Raw genomic sequence first — 18,778 nt, forward strand, 5'->3', positions numbered from 1 at the left:
TTACCTGTGATGCCACCTCCCCTGCCGCCGGTACCCAAGCGCTGGCAGCACGTAGCTCGCCCACCCGGCGTGCTCCCCGCCGCCGCCCTGGCCGGCATCGTCGGCGCCACGGTGATCCCGATCGACCGTCCCGGTATCGGCTGGCTCCTCGCGGGCACCGCCATCACCGGCGCCCTCTGCGTGGTCGACTACCGCGCCCGGTCCCTCAGCACGCGTGAGCAGGGCGCACCAGAATCCGCGCCGACGACCGGAACCGCACCCGCGACCGCTCGGCCCACAACAGCGCCGACCTCCTCCGACGCGAAATCCGCTGAACCACTGTCACATTCGGTGCCTGACAAGCTCGCAGCGCCGAACGCCGACGAGGCCGTCACCGGCAGTTCCGAGGCGGGCCGCACGGCTGACACCGAACCAGCCCGCGAGAACGCGTCTTCGAACGCAGCGACAGCGACCGAGGCCGGCTCCGCCGATGCCCGTTCGGGAGCGGCGGGACAACCACTCGATGTCGAAGCGGCTGATGATTCGGTGTCCGGTGAGCGTACGTCCGAACGCTCCGCGATATCCGGTGCTACCACCCCACCCGCCCGCGCATCGGCCGACATCCTCGCAACGCCGCCGAAGGAGGTTGCCTCCCCCGCTGTTTCGATCCGTGACCGGGTCTGGTGGGCGGCAGCGGCGATGTTGCTGCTCGGGGTCGGGACGGTTCGAGCGGCGGGCTGGCTGTTCGTACTGTGTGTGATCGCGGCGTGTGTCGCGGGTTCGTTGGCGGTGCTGGGGCGGCGGAGCGTGCGTGGCATCGCGCACGACATGTTCGCGGTACCGTTCGCGTCGTTCGGGGCGGTGCCGTGGGCGTTCTCGGGGTTGCGGGAGTCGCGGTCGGCGGGGACTTCCAGTGTGCGGCGCTACGGGGTTTCGGTCGCGGCGACGGCGGCGTTGCTGGTGGTGTTCGTGCCGCTGCTCGGCGGGGCGGACGCGACCTTCGCGGGGCTGTTGAACGGGCTTGTTCCGACCGTCGACGGCCCGGCGGCGTGGCAGTGGACCTTCTTGTTCGTGATCGTCACGGCGGGTGTGCTGGGGGCGCTGTATCTGCTCGCGGGGCCGCCTTCCCGTGCGGCGGATTCGGTTCGGCCGGTGCGGCTGTGGTCGCGCAGTGAGTGGATGTTGCCGGTCGCGGCGTTGACCGTGCTGTTCGCGGTGTTCGTCGGCGCGCAGTTCGTCGCACTGTTCGGTGGCGACGATTACGTGCAGCGCACCGCGGGTCTGACCTATGCCGAGTACGCGCGCAGCGGGTTCTGGCAGTTGTCCGCGGTGAGCATTCTGACACTGGCCGTGATCCTGGCGGTACTGCACTGGTCAGTGCAAGAAACCGCGGCCGATCGCCAGTCGCTGCGCATCCTGCTCAGCGCGGTGAGCGTGCTGGCGCTGGTGATCGTGTGTTCGGCGCTCGGCCGGATGTGGACCTACCAGCAGGCTTACGGGTTCACGGTGCTGCGACTGCTGGTGACGATGTGTGAGCTCTGGGTCGGCCTCGTCTACGTCCTCGTGCTGATCGCCATCGCACGACTACGGTGGACCTGGGTGCCGCGTGCCGCGATCGGAACGGCTCTAGCCACCCTCATCGCCCTCGCCGTGATCAACCCGGAACACCTTGTCGCCGAACGCAATATCGACCGTTGGCACGCCAGCAAGCGCCTCGACGCCGGCTACCTGAGCAGCCTCTCCCCCGACATCCTGCCCGCCCTCGACGGCCTGGGTGATTCGTACCTCCGCGCTGAGATCGAAGACGCCGTCCGCACCGACTTGGACGAGGACCACTGGTGGTCCTGGAACTGGTCACGCAGCTCAGCTCGCTGACCTCGCGAACGCGGTCGCTCACCACGGGCGACCGCGTCAGCGCGGCTCGCTCGACCGCCGAAGATCCGGTGATCGCTCTTCTCGATGATCCCGAACAACTGCGGCACACCTCACTACTCCTGTGGCGCAACGGTTCTGGACAATCCGCTGGCCCGCAGGACGCGGCGTCCGATGGCGGCGCGGATGGAGTCCTCCGTGCCGATGATGCGAACGTGAGTGCGAGCTCGGGTGATGGCGGTGTAGAGGAGTTCCCTGGTGAGCAGGGTGGATTCGGGTTCGGGGAGCACGACCGAGACGGTGTCGTACTGGCTGCCCTGACTACGGTGGATGGTCATGGCGAAAACCGTGACCACAGCGGGGAATTGGGTGGGGTGGACCAGGTAGGGCTCGCTGCCGCGCTGGAGTGCGGCGCGCAGTGAGCCGTCGGGGCGGCGGATGATGACACCGGTGTCACCGTTGTAGATACGGGCTTCGTGGTCGTTGGCGGTGACCAGCAGCGGCTGGCCGGGGTACCAGACCGATTGCGGCCCTTCGGGTCCCGCGCCACCGGCCGCGGCCCACTCGGCTGCCATCCGGTCCCAGCGCTCGACACCGAAGGGACCCTGGCGGTGGGCGCACAGCAGGCGGTGTGATTCCAAGGCGGTCAGTGCGCCGATGGCGTCACCGCCCTCAGCGGCGGCGGTGACGGCGAGAGCGGCGGTGGTCACGTCCGCCCGCACAGCACGGATGTCGTCGGGTCCGCACAACGACACGTCGTCGCCGCCCGCGCGCAGAATCGCCAGCGCCGCATCGGCATCGCCCGCGCGAACGGCGACCGCCAGGTCGGCGATGTGTCCGCCGAATCGCCGCCCCCTGGTCAAACGGACGATCCCGCCCTGCAACCGCCGCTGCTCGAGAGCCGTGAGTGCCTGCGCCGCTCCCGGATTCACCGGCGATCCTTCCGACGTCCCTGGAATCGCAGCTACGCCGGGTACCGAGCCCAGCGAGTCGCCGCCGGGAATGTCCCGGGGGCCACCGCCCGATTCGCCGGCGCCACCGTTGTCGCCCGGTATCTCAGCGCCCGGAGCGTGCGACAGGCTCGCCCGCAACCCATCGAGATCGAGCACCTCGCGAAGTGCGGGATTGGGCGCGCCGCTCACCGGGCCTGCGACGAGGTCGGCGAGCACCGCACCGGCGTCGACCGAGGCGAGCTGGTCGGGGTCGCCGACGAGGACCAGGCGGGTGTCGGGGCGCAGGGCGGAGAAGAGGTGGCTCATCATCGTCAGCGACACCATCGAGGTCTCGTCGACCACGACGACGTCGTAGGGCAGCCGGTTGTGTTCGTGGTGCCGGAATCGGGTGGTGCGGCCACGTTGCCAGCCGAGAAGGCGGTGCAGGGTCGAGGCAGCGAGTTCGGGGAGGCCCAGCACGGCGGCTTGTTCGCGCACAGCTTCCTGCAGGCGCGCGGCCGCTTTGCCGGTGGGCGCGGCGAGGGCGATCCGCAGGGCGGGCAGCTTCGGCGAGGCGCTGCGGTGGGCGGTGAGCAGGGCCAGGATGCGGGCAATGGTGTGGGTTTTGCCCGTGCCGGGTCCACCCGCGACAACGGTCGTCCAGTGCGTCGCGGCGAGCGCGGCGGCCAGGCGTTGCCGGTCGGGGCCGTCACCGAGCGGGTCGGCGAAGAGCCGATCCAGCTGCACGCGAACAAGGTCGGTATCGATGACGGGATGGTCGGTACTGCGTTCGGTGAGTACCCGCCGCAGGATCTGTTCCTGCTGGTAGTACCGGTCGAGGTAGAGCAGCGCGCCGCCCTCGGCATCGGCTTCGACGATCCGCAACGGGCGCAGCGGACCGGACTGCCCACCACAGATCAGCGGGCTTCGACGCAGTCCGATCAGCACCCGATCGGTGTCCGGCCACGGCAGCGTCGCCGGGTCGATTCCCAGTGCGCTGTCACGAGTTTCGTCGGCATCGATGCCGATCTCGCGCATTCGGGCCAGCTCGAGACACACCGATCCCGAGCGCACCGCGCGCACCGCCAGTGCCGCCGCGAACAGCACCTCCTCGCTGTCCTCGCGCCCCATCCGACCCAGCCGCACCGCGACATGCACATCCGCCGCCGACAGCACGCCCGCCTCGTTGAACACCCGCAGCAGCCCGGTCCCCCGCTGCGCCACCTGAATGGACGTCATGATCGGTGCCTCTCGACGGTCGACACCGGTCGCCGGGGCGCCGCCCGGCGATCACCTGCTCCGGCCTTCATCGCTGCCCCGCGAGCAGGTCGGACAGCGCGACAACGAGTTCCGCGGACGGGTGCCAATCGAACACGCCGTGGCCCGGTGGTGTCGACGCCCCGATCATGCCTCGGACGAACAGGTACCGGGCACCACCGAGATGGCGAGCCGGGTCGTAGCCGGGCAGCCGCCAGCGCAGATAACGGTGCAGCGCAACGGCATACAGCAGCGCTTGCAACGGATAGTGCGAGCGGATCATCTCCGCGACCATGTGTTCGCGACGGTAGTGCTCGACGGTGAGGTCGCCGGTGCCGAGCCGGTTGGTCTTGTAGTCGACGATCAGATAGCGGAGCTCGCCCGTCTCGTCGGCTACCCGCAGGACCGCGTCGATGCTGCCGGTGAGATACCCGCGCAGCACCGTATCGGGCAGTGCGGCAACATGATCGGCGTATCCGGCCAGATCGTCGTCGGCGGGCAGGTAGGTGCGCAGCAGCGCGGCGACGGCGTGCATCCCGGCCGCGCGCGGACCGGGGGTGTCACCACCGCCGAGCGGCAGCTCGAATTCCAGTTCGTTGAGCCGGTCACGCGTCGCGACAGCAGCCAGGGAGCCGAAATCGGCGGGGGTGCGCAGCACTTCGAGCAGGGCGGTGGCGAGCACGTCGACATCGAGCTCGGCCATCGTGTGCTCGACCGCTTCGACACACCGTTGATGGACCTCGGCTGCCAGGTCGGGCACCGAGGTGTCGACCGTTTCGAGCACGCCGTGGACCAGCGTGCCGAACTCGGCGCCATAGGGTAGGTCATTCATCAATGACGGCGCGGCAGTGCTGCCGGTCAGCGCGTCGAGCGGCGCCTCGGTCGGCTCGTCGTCCGGGCCCGGGCCGTCCTCGGGTTCGGAGTCACTCACTCCGGGGGCGTCGTGCGCGCCCGCGGTGAGCGCCGAGTAGGACGTGCGCCGCCACAGCTGGTCGAGCGCGCGGCTGAACCCCGCGGCCGCCAGCTCGCCGGTCGGCAACTCGGTGCGCACCCGCCGGGGCGCCACGTCCTCGGGACGGTCGACCATCGTCACCGAGATCACCTCCGCAGCGGCGGCCGCCCATTCGGCGATCCGTTGTGCCGCAGCGGTATCAGCGGGAATCTCCGCGCGGCGCGGTACCTGCGCCGAACCCGGCCGCCTGCCCAGCATCATCCGGTGCAGCGGCGCGGCACCGGTCGTCACCGCGGGCGCCCACCACACGACGGCCTGGCACATCGCCCGGGTCAGCGCCACGTAGAGCAGACGCAGCTCCTCCCCCGATTCCTCGGCCTCACACCGCAATTGGCGCTCACCGTAACCGGGGGCCTCCTTGCCGCCGATATCGAGGACCCTGGTGCCGTTGTCGTCGTGGAACAGCAGCGTCGCGGGATACGGATTCTTGGCGCTGTCCCAGGTGAAAGGCAGGTAGACGATCGGGAATTCGAGGCCCTTGCTGGCGTGCACGGTGGCGATCTGCACCGCCGCCGCGTCCCGGTCGAGCCTGCGGCTTCGTCCGCTGACGCTGCCCGCCTCTGGCTCGCGCACACGGTCGGCGAGCCAGCGGGTGAGCGCGGTCAGACCCAAACCCTCGGCGAGCGCGACTTCGTCGAGCAGCTGCGCGATGTGGCGCAGGTCGGTGAGTTCGCGTTCGCCGTTGTCCACCGCGAGCAGGCGCGGTGCGAGGTCGGTCTCGGTGGCGAGCTTGTCGAACACGGCGGCGAATCCGGCGCGCGCGAACAACCGCGCGGCGTCGCGCAACTGGGTGGAGACCCGGCCGACGAGATCCGCGCCACCGGAGTCGATCTCGGCAGCGCTCACGCCCAGGATCGGTGTGCACGCGGCCAGCCGCACCCGGTCTCCACGATGCGGTTGTTCCAGTGCCCGCAACACCCACAGCCAGTCGGTGGCGGCGACGGTCGCGAAGACGCTGGTACCACCGGCCAGCACGGAGGCGACCCCGACGCGGTCCAAAGCCGTTCGCACCACATCGATCTGGGAGCGAGTGCGCACCAGCACCGCGATGTCGCCGGGTCCGATCGGCCTGCGCGCCCGGCCGTCGCCGACCTCGCGCAGCGAATGATCCCCGCCACGTAGGGGTTTGGCGTCGATGCTGGTGCCGGATTCGAGCAGGGTGACGATATCGGCGGCCAGGTCGTCGGCCACCTTGGCCCGCTGTCTGCCCACCGACGGGAACCCCGACCGATTGCGCGGACCGGCCCCCGTCCGCGGCAGCACCCGCAGGCGCAGCGGACTGATCACGTCCGGGTCGCCGTGCAGACTGGTCGCGGGCCGCGTCGGCGTGACCGGGTAGACGCTGATCTCGGGGTGACCCAATTCCGCACCGCCACAGAGGTGGTCGACGGCGCGCAGCAACCCGGCGTCGCTGCGCCAGTTGCGGGTAAGCTCGCTGCGTCGATCCGCCAGAGCCACGGCATCGAGATAACTGAGCACTTCGGCACCGCGGAAGGCGTAGATGGCCTGTTTCGGGTCACCGACCAGCACGAGGGTGGCGTGCTGATGGAACGCCCGGCGCAGGATGTCCCACTGCAGCGGATCGGTGTCCTGGAACTCGTCGACCAGCGCGACCCGGTATCGCTGCCGGATCCGGGCGCAGGCCCTCGGTCCGTGTTCCGGGTCGGCCAGCACGTCGTGCAGCAGAACCAGCAGATCGTCGAAATCACGCAGTCCCGCACGGCGCTTACGACGTTCGGTCTCCGCGCGCACGGCGCTCGCGAAAGCGACTCGCTCGCCCGCGGCGCCCTCGGTGCGCGGCGCGAGCTCGGCGTGCCGGTCGTGGACCGCCGCCAGCGCCAGGGTGTGCGCATCGCGCACGGTGAACGGGGCGCGATCGCGGGCGTAGCGGGCCAGATACAGATCGTCGGCGACGGTGGCGACGAGCTCGTCCACCGATTCGACCAGCCGGGCGCCCGGATCGTGTTCGCCGGCCAACCCGAGTTCGTCGAGCATCCGCTGACAGAACGAGTGGGTGGTGGCGATGGTCCCCGCGTCGAAATCAGCCAGGGCGGTGAGCAATCGGCCCCTGCGCAGGCGCACGGTCGCGGGATCGGTGTCGGCCATCGCCCGGACGAGTTCGTCCTGATGGTGGCGCGCGGCATCGGGCTCGGCGAGCGCGGTCGCCACCGTGACGAAACGGTCCCTGGTGCGCTCGCGCAGTTCCTGGGTGGCGGCGCGGCTGAAGGTGACCAGCAGCAATTCGGTGATCGCGATGCCCGCCTCGGCGACGTAGCGCACCGCGAGCCCGACGATCGCGTGCGTTTTGCCGGTGCCCGCGCTGGCCTCGAGCACCGTGGTGCCCTGCGGCAGCGGGCCGGTGGCATCGAAGGCGGTCGGCGCCGAGACGGTCCCGGTCACGGCTGTCCCTGGCTTTCGGCGGCGAGTAGCGGCGCCCACCAGCGGCGGGCGAGGGCACCGAAGTGGGTGGTCTCCGGCTCGCCCGGTCGGTTCGATTCGCCTGCGAGGCAGTCGAATCGGGGGGCGCGACCCCACACATAGCGCAGGTAGCGGTCGGTGTGGTCGCCGAACTTGTCGGGGCCGTTGGGGCCGCCGTCGAAGGCGTGTTCGGCGGCGAGCAGCGCGTCGGCGACGCTGTCACCGCGGAAGCGCCGCTCGGCGTAGGCGGCGGTGGCGGCGGGCGCGCAGGGCAGTGGTTCGCACAGCCCTTCGTCGCGCAGCCGGACCAGGTCACGCAGGATCGCCAGTGCGGCGGGCGCTTCGGGTGCCGTGATCACCGATCTGGCCACCGGCCGGCTGCGGAACTGACCGCGTCCGGTACTGATCGCCTGCCACGAGCGGTCTTCGGTGGCGGCGAGGGCGAGCAGCGAGACCCAGGACGCGAGACGGTGTTTGGGCGCGAGCCGGGAATATGTCGTGCGCACCAGCGTCTCACCACGAACCTCGGGCACGGTGCCCGCGAGGGTGCGGCCGTTGCCGAGGTCGACGGCGATGTCGACGGCGCGCGGGGGCGCCTCGTAGTCGGGTAGCGCGGTGCGGACCAGGGTGTCGACCGTGCCTTCCACCTCGTCGAGCACCTTGGTCCCGAAACCGAAGGGGGGCAACGTGCCTCGACGCCACTCGGCGGCGCGCAAGCCCGCGGGGTCGGCGCCGGTGAGACGGGCGCTCAGCATTCGCTCGCCGAGATCCCACTTCGCCAGACCGTCGAGTTCGATCGGGAGCTGATCGGCGATGTCCTCGGATTCCTCCGGTACCCGCAGGCCGAGTCGCTGCCACAGGAACGCGCGCACCGGGTGTTCGGCGAACGAGATCAGTTCGGCCAGTGCGATATCCGCGACAGGAACGGGCGGCAGCGGCGCGCAGAGCAGCGGGGGGCGCGGCCGGGACGGGCGGGCGGCGGCGCGCGCACCGGCCAGGGCGACCGTGTCGAAGCTGCGTGGGTTCTCGGGGGCGAAGTTGCGGCGGTCGAAGGCCTGCAGCGGGTGACGCAGATGGACGGCGGCCATGGCGGCGGGTCCGACATGGGTGGCGAGCACGTCGAGCAGCTCGGCGACCGGGACGGCGGGCGGGCGGGCGGCGCCGGTGACCGGGTCGGCGCCGGTGTGCAGGACCAGCAGCCGGTCACCGGCCGCCATGACGGCATCGAGCAGGAGTTGACGATCCTCGCTGCGCGCATCGCGTTCGCCGACCAGCGGGTGGCGAGCCAGCAGATCGTCGCCGTCGACGCTGCCGGGACGGGGGAAGACGTCGTCGTCGAGGCCTAGCAGCACCACCACACGGTGGGGCACCGAACGCATCGGCACGAGGGTGCACACGGTGAGCTCGCCGGTGCGGAAGTTCGCGCGGCCGGGGCCGCCCGCCAGCCGACTGGTCAGCAGGACCGACACGTCGGCCAGCCGCAACGGGGTCGCACCCGCGTGCTCGGTGGCGGCGACGATCTCGCGGCGCGCTTCGGTGCGGATCCACGACTGCGCGGCGGGCACGTCGGTGAGCAGGTCGACGGCCCGCAGCAGCACGGTGGTCCAGTCGGCGGCGGGTCGCGGGCCACGCAGGTCGCGCAGGCAGACCGCGAGCCGGTCGATGAACTCGGCGAAGCGGCCCGCGAGGTCGACGTCGTTGGAGTCGACATCGTCGAGGGGTAACGCCAGATCGAGCCAGTCGTCGCCCGATTCGTCGGCGGTGACGCCGAGCAGGATGCGGTCCACCGCGGCGTTGAGGGTGTTCTGCGCGAAATCGGCGAGCCCGAACGCCTCACGTTGCCGCTGCCCGATCCCCCATCGCGCGCCGGACTCGGCCGCCCACTCGCGCAGTCGTTCGATGTCGTCGTCGTCGAAACCGCAACGGCGGCGCACTGTTTCGCTCGCCGCCAGGTCGAGCACCTGCGTCACCGTGACGCGACCGTCGGCCAGTTCGAGTAGCTCGATCACCACCGCGAGCATCGGGTTGGTCACCGCCCGCCCGCGATCGGCGAGCCGCACCCGCAACTGATGCGCCGGGTGTTCGCCCTCGGTCGGCAGATCCACCCCCGACCCGCGCTGGCCGAACGCCGCCCGCACCAGCGGCGCGAACGCCTCCACGTCCGGGCACATGATCAGCACGTCGCGCGGCTCGAGCGTGGGATCCGCCGCGAACGTGGTCAACAGCAGATCCCGCAGTACCTCCACCTGCCGCGCCGGGCCGTGACACGCGTGCACTTCGACAGTTCCGTCCGGCGCCGCACCGATCTCGGGGACACGGTCCGCACGGACGGCGGCCTGTAGTGCGCCGAGCAGGGTGTTCGCGGCGGGCTCGCCGGCGAGGTGAATGTCGCTGTCCAACACCGGGTTCAGGCGCAGTTCCAACTCCCGCACATCGCGGGCGAGCCCCGAGAGCAGCGGGTGCGAAACCTGATCCGCGGTGTGATCGTCCGCGCGTGGACGAACGGCCGCTTCGTTCGCCTGGCCATCGGCACTGACGGCGTCGCTCCGCTTCGTGCCGGCGAGTGCCGACGCGTCGCTGGTCGCCTCGACGTCGGCGGCCACCAGAGCATCACCGAGCACGGCCCACATCGCCGGGCTCGGGTGCGCCAACCAGAGGTGGACGTCGCGGTGCGCGGCGAGAGCGGTGATGACGGCCAACTGGTCGGCGGGCAGGCGGGTGAGGCCGAACAGGGAGAGCCGGTCGGGCAGGTCTATCGAGGCGGGTTCGGCGCGGAGGTGGGCGCAGGCGTCGGCGAGTCGTTCGGCGGGACTCGGGGCATCCACGGCGGTGCGCAGCGCGCGCCACAACCGCGGTTGCCACGCGAGGTCGTCGGGCACCGGTCCACCGGCACCGTCGGTGTCCGCACCCGCTGCCCAATCGAGCAGTACTCGCGGACGTTGCGCGGCGTAGGAGTCGAAGAGCGCGGCGAGGTGGGCGGCCGTGGAGTAGCGCCTGCCGAGGCGGTGGTCCGTGCCGGGGAGACCGAGATGCCGCGCCAGGACGGCTGCCCACGGCTGGTCGGCGATCTCGTCGATCACCCGCAGCAGCGTCCACACCAGTCGTTGACCGGTCCACGGATCGTCAGCGGGCGCGACCCCGCTCGCACCGGCCAACACGTCGGCCACCAGCGCGGCGGGCGCCGGGAACGCGATATTCGCGGCTACCCCGTCGCCGACCGGCCCACGACCGATCCCCGCCACGCCGGAACGAGAAGGTGCGGCACTGTCGTCGCCTAGATCCTCGGCCACCCCGGCCCCGGCGCCCACGACCCCCAGCACGCCGGACAACCGCTGCGCCAACCAGCGCTCCACCCCTTTGGCCGGAACCGCGACCACTTCCGTGACGAACGGATCGGCGGGTATGTGCCCCAGCAAACGCCCGAGTCCGTCGGCCAGCGCGTCGGCGCGTTCGGCGCGATGGAGGTGCAACGGCATCCGTTGTTTATACGCTCAGCGACCGACCCGCAATCGCGCGGCCCCGCCGTCACCACTGGACCGGGCTAGTGAAATACGCCACACCGCAACGCGTCCCGGCCACGCCTGCGGCACCCTCGACGCCGGGCGTGGGATCGTTGCGATTCGGGTGGGACAGTACGGCCGCGGGCGAAAGGCTGGTTTCGTTTCATGATCGCGCAGGTGTTTCCCCTGGTTCCCGGTGGCGGCTTCGTCGTCCGCCGAGCAGGCGCGCGCTGGGAGCTGATCAATTCCCGGCGCTACGGGCCTGATCAGGTGCTGCATTCGTGGCCGCTGGACCGGCACGGCGAAGCGTTCGAGCACTGCCATCGTCTCAACGGCTGCACCATCGCCACCCCGCACGCCGCGCATCACTGAGCGCAATTCGGCTGCGCCGCAACAACCCTGCGCGAGAACAATCCGGCGTCACACAGCGCTGTCGCGCGGTGCCGGATTTACGGCGAATTAGTGCATTGCGGCGTTCGGTGTGCGAATGTGGTCCATCGTGCGTGACCGTTCCCCCTCCACCCGTGTCGTTTCCCGAGTCGCAGCTACTGCCTGCCTGCTCGCCGCCGCGGCCGCCCTCACTCCGGGCGTCCCTGTTCTCAACGGTCCGGCCCATGCCGCGCCGCCCGCGTTGACCCAGGTCTCGGTGCCCGGTTTCGACGCCGACATGAGCTCCCGGATCGCCAAGGTCGACGCCTATCTCGCCGGCCGCCCCGGTGTCCTCGGCTACGTGGTGCGTGATCGCAAGACCGGCGGCATCTATGCCAACGAGCACGCCGAGAACCAGGTCTGGACCGCGTCCACGATCAAGCTGGCCATCGCCGCCGACCTGCTCAACCGGGCCCGCGTCGGCGCCATCGCGCTGTCCCCCGACGACCGCTTCAATATCGAAGCGATGCTGGCCACCTCCAATGATCACGCCACCGACGTGCTGTGGCACAAGTACATCGGCTTCGACCGGATGGCCTACAACAACGCGTTCCGCGCCTACGGCATGGTCAGTCTGATCCCGCAGCCCACCACGAGCGCGCTGTTCCCGGACTGGTCGTTCCAGAAATGCACCGCCGCCGATCTGGACCGGCTGATGAACACCATCCTCGACACCATGCACCCCGACGATCTCGGCTACCTGCTCGACCGGATGCGCTCGGTCGACTCCAACCAGCACTGGGGTGTGTGGGGCGCGGGTTCGTCGATGCGGCCGGGTCTGAAAAACGGCTGGTCGGCCGAAGCAGACGGCTGGGTGGTGAACTCGGTCGGCGTCGCGGGGGCCGACGAGCGGTACACGCTGTCGATCATGAACGCGCTCGGCGGCGCGGGCGGCTACACCGAAGGTGCCGAAACCGACACCCGGGTCGCCCAGCTACTTCTCGCAGGTCGCTGAGCCTGCGCTGCGGCGTATTGTCGATCTTGTCGTTCGATGAGACACCGCATCACACGCCGCGATCGGGTTCTTGTTGCGACGTCACCACCGGAGCCGACTACGGTTAACCCTGTCACCACCACCACCGCGGGGCCCACCCCAGTCTGTCGAGGAGCGCGACGATGAGCACTGAGTCTGTCGGGAAGCGGCACCACGTAGTGGTGATCGGTTCCGGGTTCGGCGGTTTGTTCGGTACCCGGCATCTGCGCAGAGCCGATGTCGACGTCACGCTCATCTCCAAGACGTCGACCCACCTGTTCCAGCCGCTGCTCTACCAAGTCGCCACGGGCATCCTCTCGACCGGCGAGATCGCCCCGGCCACGCGCCTGGTGCTGCGGAAGCAGAAGAACGCGCAGGTGCTGCTCGGCGACGTGGTCGATGTAGACCTGGCGAACAAGAAGGTCACCTCGCGACTACTCAACCGCGACACCGAGACCGACTACGACAGCCTGATCGTCGCCACCGGCGCCCAGCAGTCCTATTTCGGCAACGACCACTTCGCCACCTACGCGCCCGGCATGAAGACCATCGACGACGCCCTCGAATTGCGCGCGCGCATCCTCGGCTCCTTCGAACAGGCGGAGCTGGCGACCACCCAGGAAGAGCGCGACCGGCTCATGACGTTCATCGTCGTCGGCGCCGGCCCGACCGGGGTGGAGCTGGCCGGTCAGATCGCCGAACTCGCCGACCGCACCCTGGATGGCACCTTCCGCACCATCGATCCCCGCGACGCGCGCGTCATCCTGCTGGAAGGCGCGGGCGCGGTACTCGGCCCGATGGGACCCAAACTGGGTGCCAAGGCGGCCAAGCGGCTGGAGAAGATGGGCGTGGAGATCCAGCTCAACGCGATGGTGACCGATGTCGACGCGCACGGCGTCATCGTCAAGGACGCCGACGGCACCACCCGCCGGATCGAAGCCGTGTGCAAGGTGTGGTCGGCGGGCGTGCAGGCCAGCCCACTGGGCAAGATGATCGCCGAGCGGTCCGAGGGCACCGAGGTCGATCGGGCGGGGCGCGTGATCGTGGAGCCCGACCTGACCGTCAAGGGTCATCCGAATGTGTTCGTGGTCGGCGACCTGATGTCGGTGCCGGGTGTGCCGGGTCAGGCCCAGGGCGCCATCCAGGGTTCGACCTACGCGGCCAAGGCGATCAAGGCCGGGCTGCGCGGTCAGACCCCCGACCAGCGCGCGCCGTTCAAATACTTCAACAAGGGCTCGATGGCCACGATCTCGCGGTTCGACGCGGTGTGCCAGATCGGCAAGCTCGAGTTCAGCGGGTTCCTGGCCTGGCTCGCCTGGCTGGCACTGCACCTGTACTACCTCGTCGGTTACCGCAGCCGCATCGTGACGGTGATCGGCTGGTTCGTGTCCTTCCTCGGCCGTAATCGCGGTCAGATGGCGGCGACCGAGCAGTGGATCTTCGCGCGGCTCGCGATCGAGGAGGTCAACGCCGATCAGGCCGAAGCCAGGGAACTCGCGGCCGACGTGGGCGCGCCGGCGGGCACCGCGGGGCAGCGCAAGATCGGCTGACACAGACACGTGAGGCCGGGTGGTTCCGTCGAACCACCCGGCCTTCGTCGTTCCGATCACCTTTCCGCACACCGGTATTGCGGGTTGCCGTCGTTTCGGACCCATCCGAGTCGCGCACCGGTCCGAATGTCGGAGGTCATATGTGTGACCAATCCCCAGGATGAAAGGTGATCTATGGCGACGGGGAAACACAGGGCGCCGAACCTGCAGCGACAGAAGGTAGGTTCGGTCGTCGCAGCCGGAGCGGTCCCCCTGGTCATGGCCCTGATCGGCACGGGCACCGCGAATGCCGATCCCGCGCAGGCGGCGGTGACCCAGCCCGAACACCAGACCGGACCGGAGTTCGACGCGGTGGCGCCCAACGCCACTCCGTATGTGGGCCAGCCGATGCCCGCGAACACCCGCAGCTCGCTGCAGTGGTCGCGGACGGGGCCGGAAACGGATTACCTGTCTCCGGTGGGACCGCTGCACGCGCCGACCGCGGTCGCGCCGGTGCCGCCGATCCTGCCCCCGCCGGGGCAGTTCCGCTTCGGTGACCAGCAGGTTCCGGTGCCGGACTTCGTGCCGGTCGACACCTCGATCCAGATCAACGACGCCGCGGCCACTACCGAGGCCAACCTGGCGACGTTCCTCGACTCGGTCGGGCTCGAGCGCAGCCGTTCGGACCGGATCGCCTCCGAGACACTCGGTTCGGCGGCCAGAGGCGCCGCGGTCGGTTCCACCGTGGCGATCCCGTTCGCCATGATGGCCAGCACGGGCGGTGCCGTGGCCGGGCTCGTCGCCGGTATCCCGTTCGTGCCGATCGGCTTGGTCGCGGGCCCGATCCTGGGTGGCATGGCCGCGTACATGGCTGTGTCGATCCCCATCACGGTCGTCGGCGCCGGGATCGGCGCGGCGGTCGGCGCGGCGGATGCTTTCCTCGCGCCGCCTCGTGGGATGGTGCCCGAGGCCGCTGATCCGGCAGCCGAGCTCGTCAACGCTTGATCGAATTCCCCGCGGTGGGAGTCGGGCTTTCCTCGCCCGGCTCCCACCGCCATTTCCTCAGTTATCCGTGGGCAATCGCGAGCGCGCGGAGTCGGCTACTCGTTCGGGTGGCGAGCGAGCCACCCGCGGCCAGCGGCAGCCGAACCTCGTCGACGCTGCCCGACCAGGCCGGACGGTCGTCCGGATAGACCAGTTCGCTGTCGAGCGCACGCGGAGTCGTGAGCCGATCGTCGGTCGGCGAATCCGCTCCGAGCTGCAGCCGGTGCCGGAGCAGTGGAACCTCGCCGAGGTCGGCGAGCAGGTCACCACGCCACCCGCCACCGTCCTCGCCGCTTCGTCCGAGTTGCACCCGCTCACGCAACCGCAGCCGCGCATCTGGTGCCACCCGCACCGTGGTCACGGTGTGATGGTGTGCGCCACCCGCCACGATCGTGGGTTCCGGATCGAAATCCAGTTCGCCACCTTCGCCGATCTCGAAGCGCCAGTGCGCGTTCGACAACAGCGTGGCCGCACCCGGCAGGGCGATCGTGGCCGCCACCGAACGCACCACCAGCCGCGCGCCGGGGTGGACGACGATGGTGATATCGAGTTCGTCCCCACCGAGCGGGGTCGCCGCGGTGCCGATCAGGTGCACGGTATCGATGCCGGTGTGGCGCCCGGCCAGGCCGCCGACCGCGTCGATGCGGGGCAGTCTGCCCGGTGCGGCGACGATGCTCAGTTCAGTGCGCAACGCCGGTGGCCGCGTCCTGTTCGGCGACGACCCGCAGCTGCTCGCGCACCCAGGCCAGGACCGGGGTGGCCGCCGGGTCGTCGGTCAGCGAGACCAGTGCGGTGGGACGGCCGTCGCGGACCTTGGCGGCGTCGCGCTCCATCACGCCCAGATCGGCGCCGACCAGCGGGGCCAGGTCGGTCTTGTTCACCACGAGCAGGTCGGAGAACGTGACGCCGGGGCCGCCCTTGCGCGGCACCTTGTCGCCGCCTGCCACGTCGACGACGAAGATCTGCACGTCGATCAGGCCCGAGGAGAACGTGGCCGTGAGGTTGTCGCCCCCGGATTCCACCAGGATCAGATCCAGCGGCGGGTTGGCCGCGACGAGGTCATCGATGGCGTCGAGGTTGGCGGTGATGTCGTCGCGGATGGCGGTGTGCGGGCAACCACCGGTCTGCACGGCGGTGATCCGCTCGTCGGGCAGGACCGCGTGGCGGCGCAGGAAGTCCGCGTCCTCGGTGGTGTAGATGTCGTTGGTCAGCACCGCGAGGGACAGCTCGTCGCGCAGTTGCCTGCACAGGGCGGCGACCAGCGCGGTCTTGCCGGAGCCGACTGGACCACCGATGCCGATGCGCAGCGCCTCGCCCGCGGCGCGGTCGCGCTTGGGCCGGTCGTGGCTGTGGTCGTGCGGTTCGCCATCGATCAGATGGGGCGGCATGGGGGCTCCTTCTTCTCAGGATCTTCGGGTCAGGACGCGAACAACGGCATGTCGCGGTGGAGGTGACGTTCGGCGAGCGCGTCCTGCAGCGGATCGGACAACGCGGCAAATCCGGTAGCGGCCTCGGCGGCGATCCGATCGCACAGCGGCGCGAGGCGCATGGTGCTCGCGGCGATGGCGGCGGGATCGAGGGCGAGCAGTCGCTGCGCGGCGGTGGCGGCGCCGGTGAGTGTCGTATAGACGACGACACCCGCCAGCTGTTCCGTGCTCACGCCACTGGCGGCACCGACCATGCCGAACACCGTAGACAGATGGGGACGCGCCCCCGCCGGAGCCCAATCATGGTGCGGCCACAGCTGTTTGGCCAGCCGCAGCAGACCACGGCCTTGCGCACGCGAAGCCGTCCGCGCCGCGGGTGACGGTGTCCTGGCATCGGTTTCGAGTTCGGCGCGTTCGGGAGTCAGCGTCGCGCCGCACACCGCGGCGGCGAGGGACGCGGTCACCAGTCCTGAGGTGGCGACCCGGCGCCGCAGATACACCTCGACGCTGGCGTTGTCGCGCAGCAATCCCGACGACACCGCTTCCTCGACGCCACCGGAATGCACGTGCCCACCGATGGGCAGGCGCGAGTCGGCCAGGGCGAGCAATGTCGCCAGTCCCGTCGCACCCTCGTTTCGCATCCGACGATCCTATGCAACCGACCTGGACGTCCGCCCGGTGAGGGCGACCACCATCGCAGACCGTGGCGGCCATCACGTCGCCGGACGGTCGCACACGGCCGACGGTCCGCAAGCCACCGTGGGCAGGGCGTTCTCGATCAGCTCCAGTCGGCGTCGATCCGCGGCCAGCCCGCCGGGTGGCGTAGCGCACACCCGGCGGACGTCGCTCAGGGGCTGGTGCGAGCCGAACGCCAAGCCAGGGCCGCCATCGCGATCAGCAGCAGCGCGCCGACCGTGGTCGCGAGATGCATACCGCTGACGAAGGACTCGCGGGCCGCATGGATCAAGGCGTCGTCGCCTGCGGACTGCAGCAGGGTGTCGCCAAGGGTCTCGCCGAAGTTGCCGCCGGAGCGGAACACCAGCGCGGCCACCGAGCCGAGCAGGGCGAGGCCGAGCGCGTTGCCGAGTTCGAAACTGGTTTCGGAGATCCCGACCGCCGAGCCCGCCCGCTCGACGGGCACCGCCGACACCGCGACGTCGGACACCAGGGTGAACGAGAAGCCGTACCCGACACCGGCGATCACCGAGCCGGCCACGTACCAGCCGAGGCCGCCGTCGACACCCACACCGAGCAGCATCAGATTGCCGATGGCCGACAGCATCAGCGCGAGCGTGAACGTCGCCCGCACACCCAATCGCAGCCCGAGTCGCGCGCCGCTCATCGAGCAGACGAACACCGCGACCGCCATCGGAATGCCGAGCAGCGCGGCGGCCAGCGGGTCACGGCCGGTGACCGATTGCAGGTAGATGCTGGTCAGGTAGCTCAGCGCGGCAAGCGACATCATCCCGGCCATGCTCGCCCCGATCGCCACCCGGAACAGCGGCCGGGTGAACAGCGACAGGTCGAGCAGCGGTTCCGTCAGATGACGTTGCCTGCGCACGAACAGCACGAGCAGCACGACGCCGATCATGGCGATCACCAGCGACACCGCGTCCAGCCCTTCGGCCGCGATGTGTTTGATGCCGTAGATCAACGGCAGGATGCCGCCGATCGAGAGCGCGACGCTGGGCAGATCGATCGGGCCGAGGGCAGCGGAGCGATGTTCGGGCAGCAGCATCGGCCCGAAGATCAGCAGAATCGCCAGCACCGGGATATTGATCAGGAACACCGAGCCCCACCAGAAGTGGTGCAGCAGGAAGCCGCCGATGATCGGCCCGACTGCCGAACCACCGGCGAAGAACGCGGTCCAGATGCCGATCGCAGTGGCCCGCTGCCGGGCGTCGGGGAACAGGGTCGAGATCAGCGCCAGGCTCGACGGCAGCAGCGTCGCGCCGCCGATGCCCATCAGGACGCGGGCCGCGATGAGGATCGGCGCGCTGGGCGCGAACGCGGCGAGCACCGACGCGATGCCGAAGATGGCGGCGCCGACGAGCAGGATGTTGCGTCGACCGATCCGGTCGCCGAGATTGCCCATGGTGATGAGCAGGCCCGCCAGCATGAACCCGTAGATATCGAGGATCCAGAGTTGTTGCGAGGCAGTGGGATCCAGGTCGGCCGTCAGCGTCGGCATGGCAAGGAAGAGCACTGAGATGTCCATCGACACCAAGAGCACCGGCAGCAGCAGCACGCCCAGTCCGAGCCATGCGCGGCGTCCACCGGCGACTGCGGTGGGCACCGCCGGTTCCAGCTTCGTCATTCCGACATCCTTCCGAGGTTCGCGTACACCGTACGCAGAGACTGGGTACAGTGTACGCATGAAGGTTGTGTTACGAAAGCGAGTCATGG

General features: G+C 69.9%; 12 protein-coding genes. 5 read left to right on the forward strand and 7 right to left on the reverse strand.

Annotation, left to right across the window (positions count from 1 at the left end):
* Positions 1-9: 9 nt before the first annotated feature.
* Positions 10-1,854 carry a DUF4153 domain-containing protein gene (locus ACWZHB_RS15515; protein WP_427908643.1) on the forward strand — a complete coding sequence of 615 codons (1,845 nt, stop codon included), beginning with the start codon at positions 10-12 and terminating at the stop codon, positions 1,852-1,854.
* Between the two features lie 113 nt (positions 1,855-1,967).
* On the opposite strand, the gene ACWZHB_RS15520 is transcribed toward ACWZHB_RS15515, so the two are convergent.
* The 3 genes from ACWZHB_RS15520 to recC form a co-directional block, all read right to left on the reverse strand.
* Positions 1,968-4,022 (reverse strand): AAA family ATPase, encoded by a 2,055-nt coding sequence (locus ACWZHB_RS15520; RefSeq protein ID WP_427908644.1) that lies wholly within the window; start codon positions 4,020-4,022, stop codon positions 1,968-1,970.
* A gap of 67 nt (positions 4,023-4,089) precedes the next feature.
* Entirely contained in the window at positions 4,090-7,452 is a 3,363-nt protein-coding gene (locus ACWZHB_RS15525) for a UvrD-helicase domain-containing protein (RefSeq protein ID WP_427908645.1), read from the reverse strand.
* Positions 7,449-10,946, reverse strand: coding sequence for an exodeoxyribonuclease V subunit gamma (gene recC / locus ACWZHB_RS15530; RefSeq protein ID WP_427908646.1), 3,498 nt, complete (start codon positions 10,944-10,946; stop codon positions 7,449-7,451). The genes ACWZHB_RS15525 and recC overlap by 4 nt, the downstream gene beginning before the upstream one ends.
* Before the next feature lie 189 nt (positions 10,947-11,135).
* Between recC and ACWZHB_RS15535 the strand changes: the two genes are divergently transcribed.
* The 4 genes from ACWZHB_RS15535 to ACWZHB_RS15550 all read left to right on the forward strand — a co-directional run bounded on the left by ACWZHB_RS15535 (position 11,136) and on the right by ACWZHB_RS15550 (position 14,906).
* Positions 11,136-11,342, forward strand: coding sequence for a hypothetical protein (locus ACWZHB_RS15535; RefSeq protein ID WP_427908647.1), 207 nt, complete (start codon positions 11,136-11,138; stop codon positions 11,340-11,342).
* 115 nt (positions 11,343-11,457) lie between these two features.
* On the forward strand, positions 11,458-12,354 hold the full coding sequence (locus ACWZHB_RS15540) for a serine hydrolase (RefSeq protein ID WP_427908648.1): 897 nt from the start codon (positions 11,458-11,460) through the stop codon (positions 12,352-12,354).
* Positions 12,355-12,515: 161 nt separating this feature from the next.
* Entirely contained in the window at positions 12,516-13,922 is a 1,407-nt protein-coding gene (locus ACWZHB_RS15545) for an NAD(P)/FAD-dependent oxidoreductase (protein ID WP_427908649.1), read from the forward strand.
* Positions 13,923-14,096: 174 nt separating this feature from the next.
* Positions 14,097-14,906 (forward strand): hypothetical protein, encoded by an 810-nt coding sequence (locus ACWZHB_RS15550; protein ID WP_427908650.1) that lies wholly within the window; start codon positions 14,097-14,099, stop codon positions 14,904-14,906.
* A 61-nt stretch (positions 14,907-14,967) separates the two neighbouring features.
* On the opposite strand, the gene ACWZHB_RS15555 is transcribed toward ACWZHB_RS15550, so the two are convergent.
* The 4 genes from ACWZHB_RS15555 to ACWZHB_RS15570 all read right to left on the reverse strand — a co-directional run bounded on the left by ACWZHB_RS15555 (position 14,968) and on the right by ACWZHB_RS15570 (position 18,689).
* Positions 14,968-15,636: an urease accessory protein UreD gene (locus ACWZHB_RS15555; protein WP_427908651.1), complete on the reverse strand. Its 669-nt coding sequence runs from the start codon at positions 15,634-15,636 to the stop codon at positions 14,968-14,970.
* The gene (gene ureG, locus ACWZHB_RS15560; RefSeq protein WP_101467244.1) at positions 15,626-16,333 is read right to left on the reverse strand and encodes an urease accessory protein UreG; all 708 of its coding nucleotides are present in this window, start codon (positions 16,331-16,333) and stop codon (positions 15,626-15,628) included. Before ureG ends, ACWZHB_RS15555 begins: the two co-directional genes overlap by 11 nt.
* A 29-nt stretch (positions 16,334-16,362) precedes the next feature.
* Positions 16,363-17,013 carry an urease accessory protein UreF gene (locus tag ACWZHB_RS15565; RefSeq protein WP_427908652.1) on the reverse strand — a complete coding sequence of 217 codons (651 nt, stop codon included), beginning with the start codon at positions 17,011-17,013 and terminating at the stop codon, positions 16,363-16,365.
* Positions 17,014-17,219: 206 nt separating this feature from the next.
* Positions 17,220-18,689, reverse strand: a complete 1,470-nt coding sequence (locus tag ACWZHB_RS15570; protein WP_427908653.1) for an MFS transporter — start codon at positions 18,687-18,689, stop codon at positions 17,220-17,222.
* Positions 18,690-18,778: the final 89 nt, after the last annotated feature.

The organism is Nocardia sp. FBN12, from assembly GCF_054031145.1.

Bases quoted from the DNA above. Each gene is read 5' to 3' on its own strand.
- ACWZHB_RS15515 (WP_427908643.1), top strand. From the start codon at position 10: ATGCCACCTCCCCTGCCGCCGGTACCCAAGCGCTGGCAGCACGTAGCT.
- ACWZHB_RS15520 (WP_427908644.1), bottom strand. From the start codon at position 4,022: ATGACGTCCATTCAGGTGGCGCAGCGGGGGACCGGGCTGCTGCGGGTG.
- recC (WP_427908646.1), bottom strand. From the start codon at position 10,946: ATGCCGTTGCACCTCCATCGCGCCGAACGCGCCGACGCGCTGGCCGAC.
- ACWZHB_RS15535 (WP_427908647.1), top strand. From the start codon at position 11,136: ATGATCGCGCAGGTGTTTCCCCTGGTTCCCGGTGGCGGCTTCGTCGTC.
- ACWZHB_RS15540 (WP_427908648.1), top strand. From the start codon at position 11,458: ATGTGGTCCATCGTGCGTGACCGTTCCCCCTCCACCCGTGTCGTTTCC.
- ACWZHB_RS15545 (WP_427908649.1), top strand. From the start codon at position 12,516: ATGAGCACTGAGTCTGTCGGGAAGCGGCACCACGTAGTGGTGATCGGT.
- ACWZHB_RS15550 (WP_427908650.1), top strand. From the start codon at position 14,097: ATGGCGACGGGGAAACACAGGGCGCCGAACCTGCAGCGACAGAAGGTA.
- ureG (WP_101467244.1), bottom strand. From the start codon at position 16,333: ATGCCGCCCCATCTGATCGATGGCGAACCGCACGACCACAGCCACGAC.
- ACWZHB_RS15565 (WP_427908652.1), bottom strand. From the start codon at position 17,013: ATGCGAAACGAGGGTGCGACGGGACTGGCGACATTGCTCGCCCTGGCC.
- ACWZHB_RS15570 (WP_427908653.1), bottom strand. From the start codon at position 18,689: ATGACGAAGCTGGAACCGGCGGTGCCCACCGCAGTCGCCGGTGGACGC.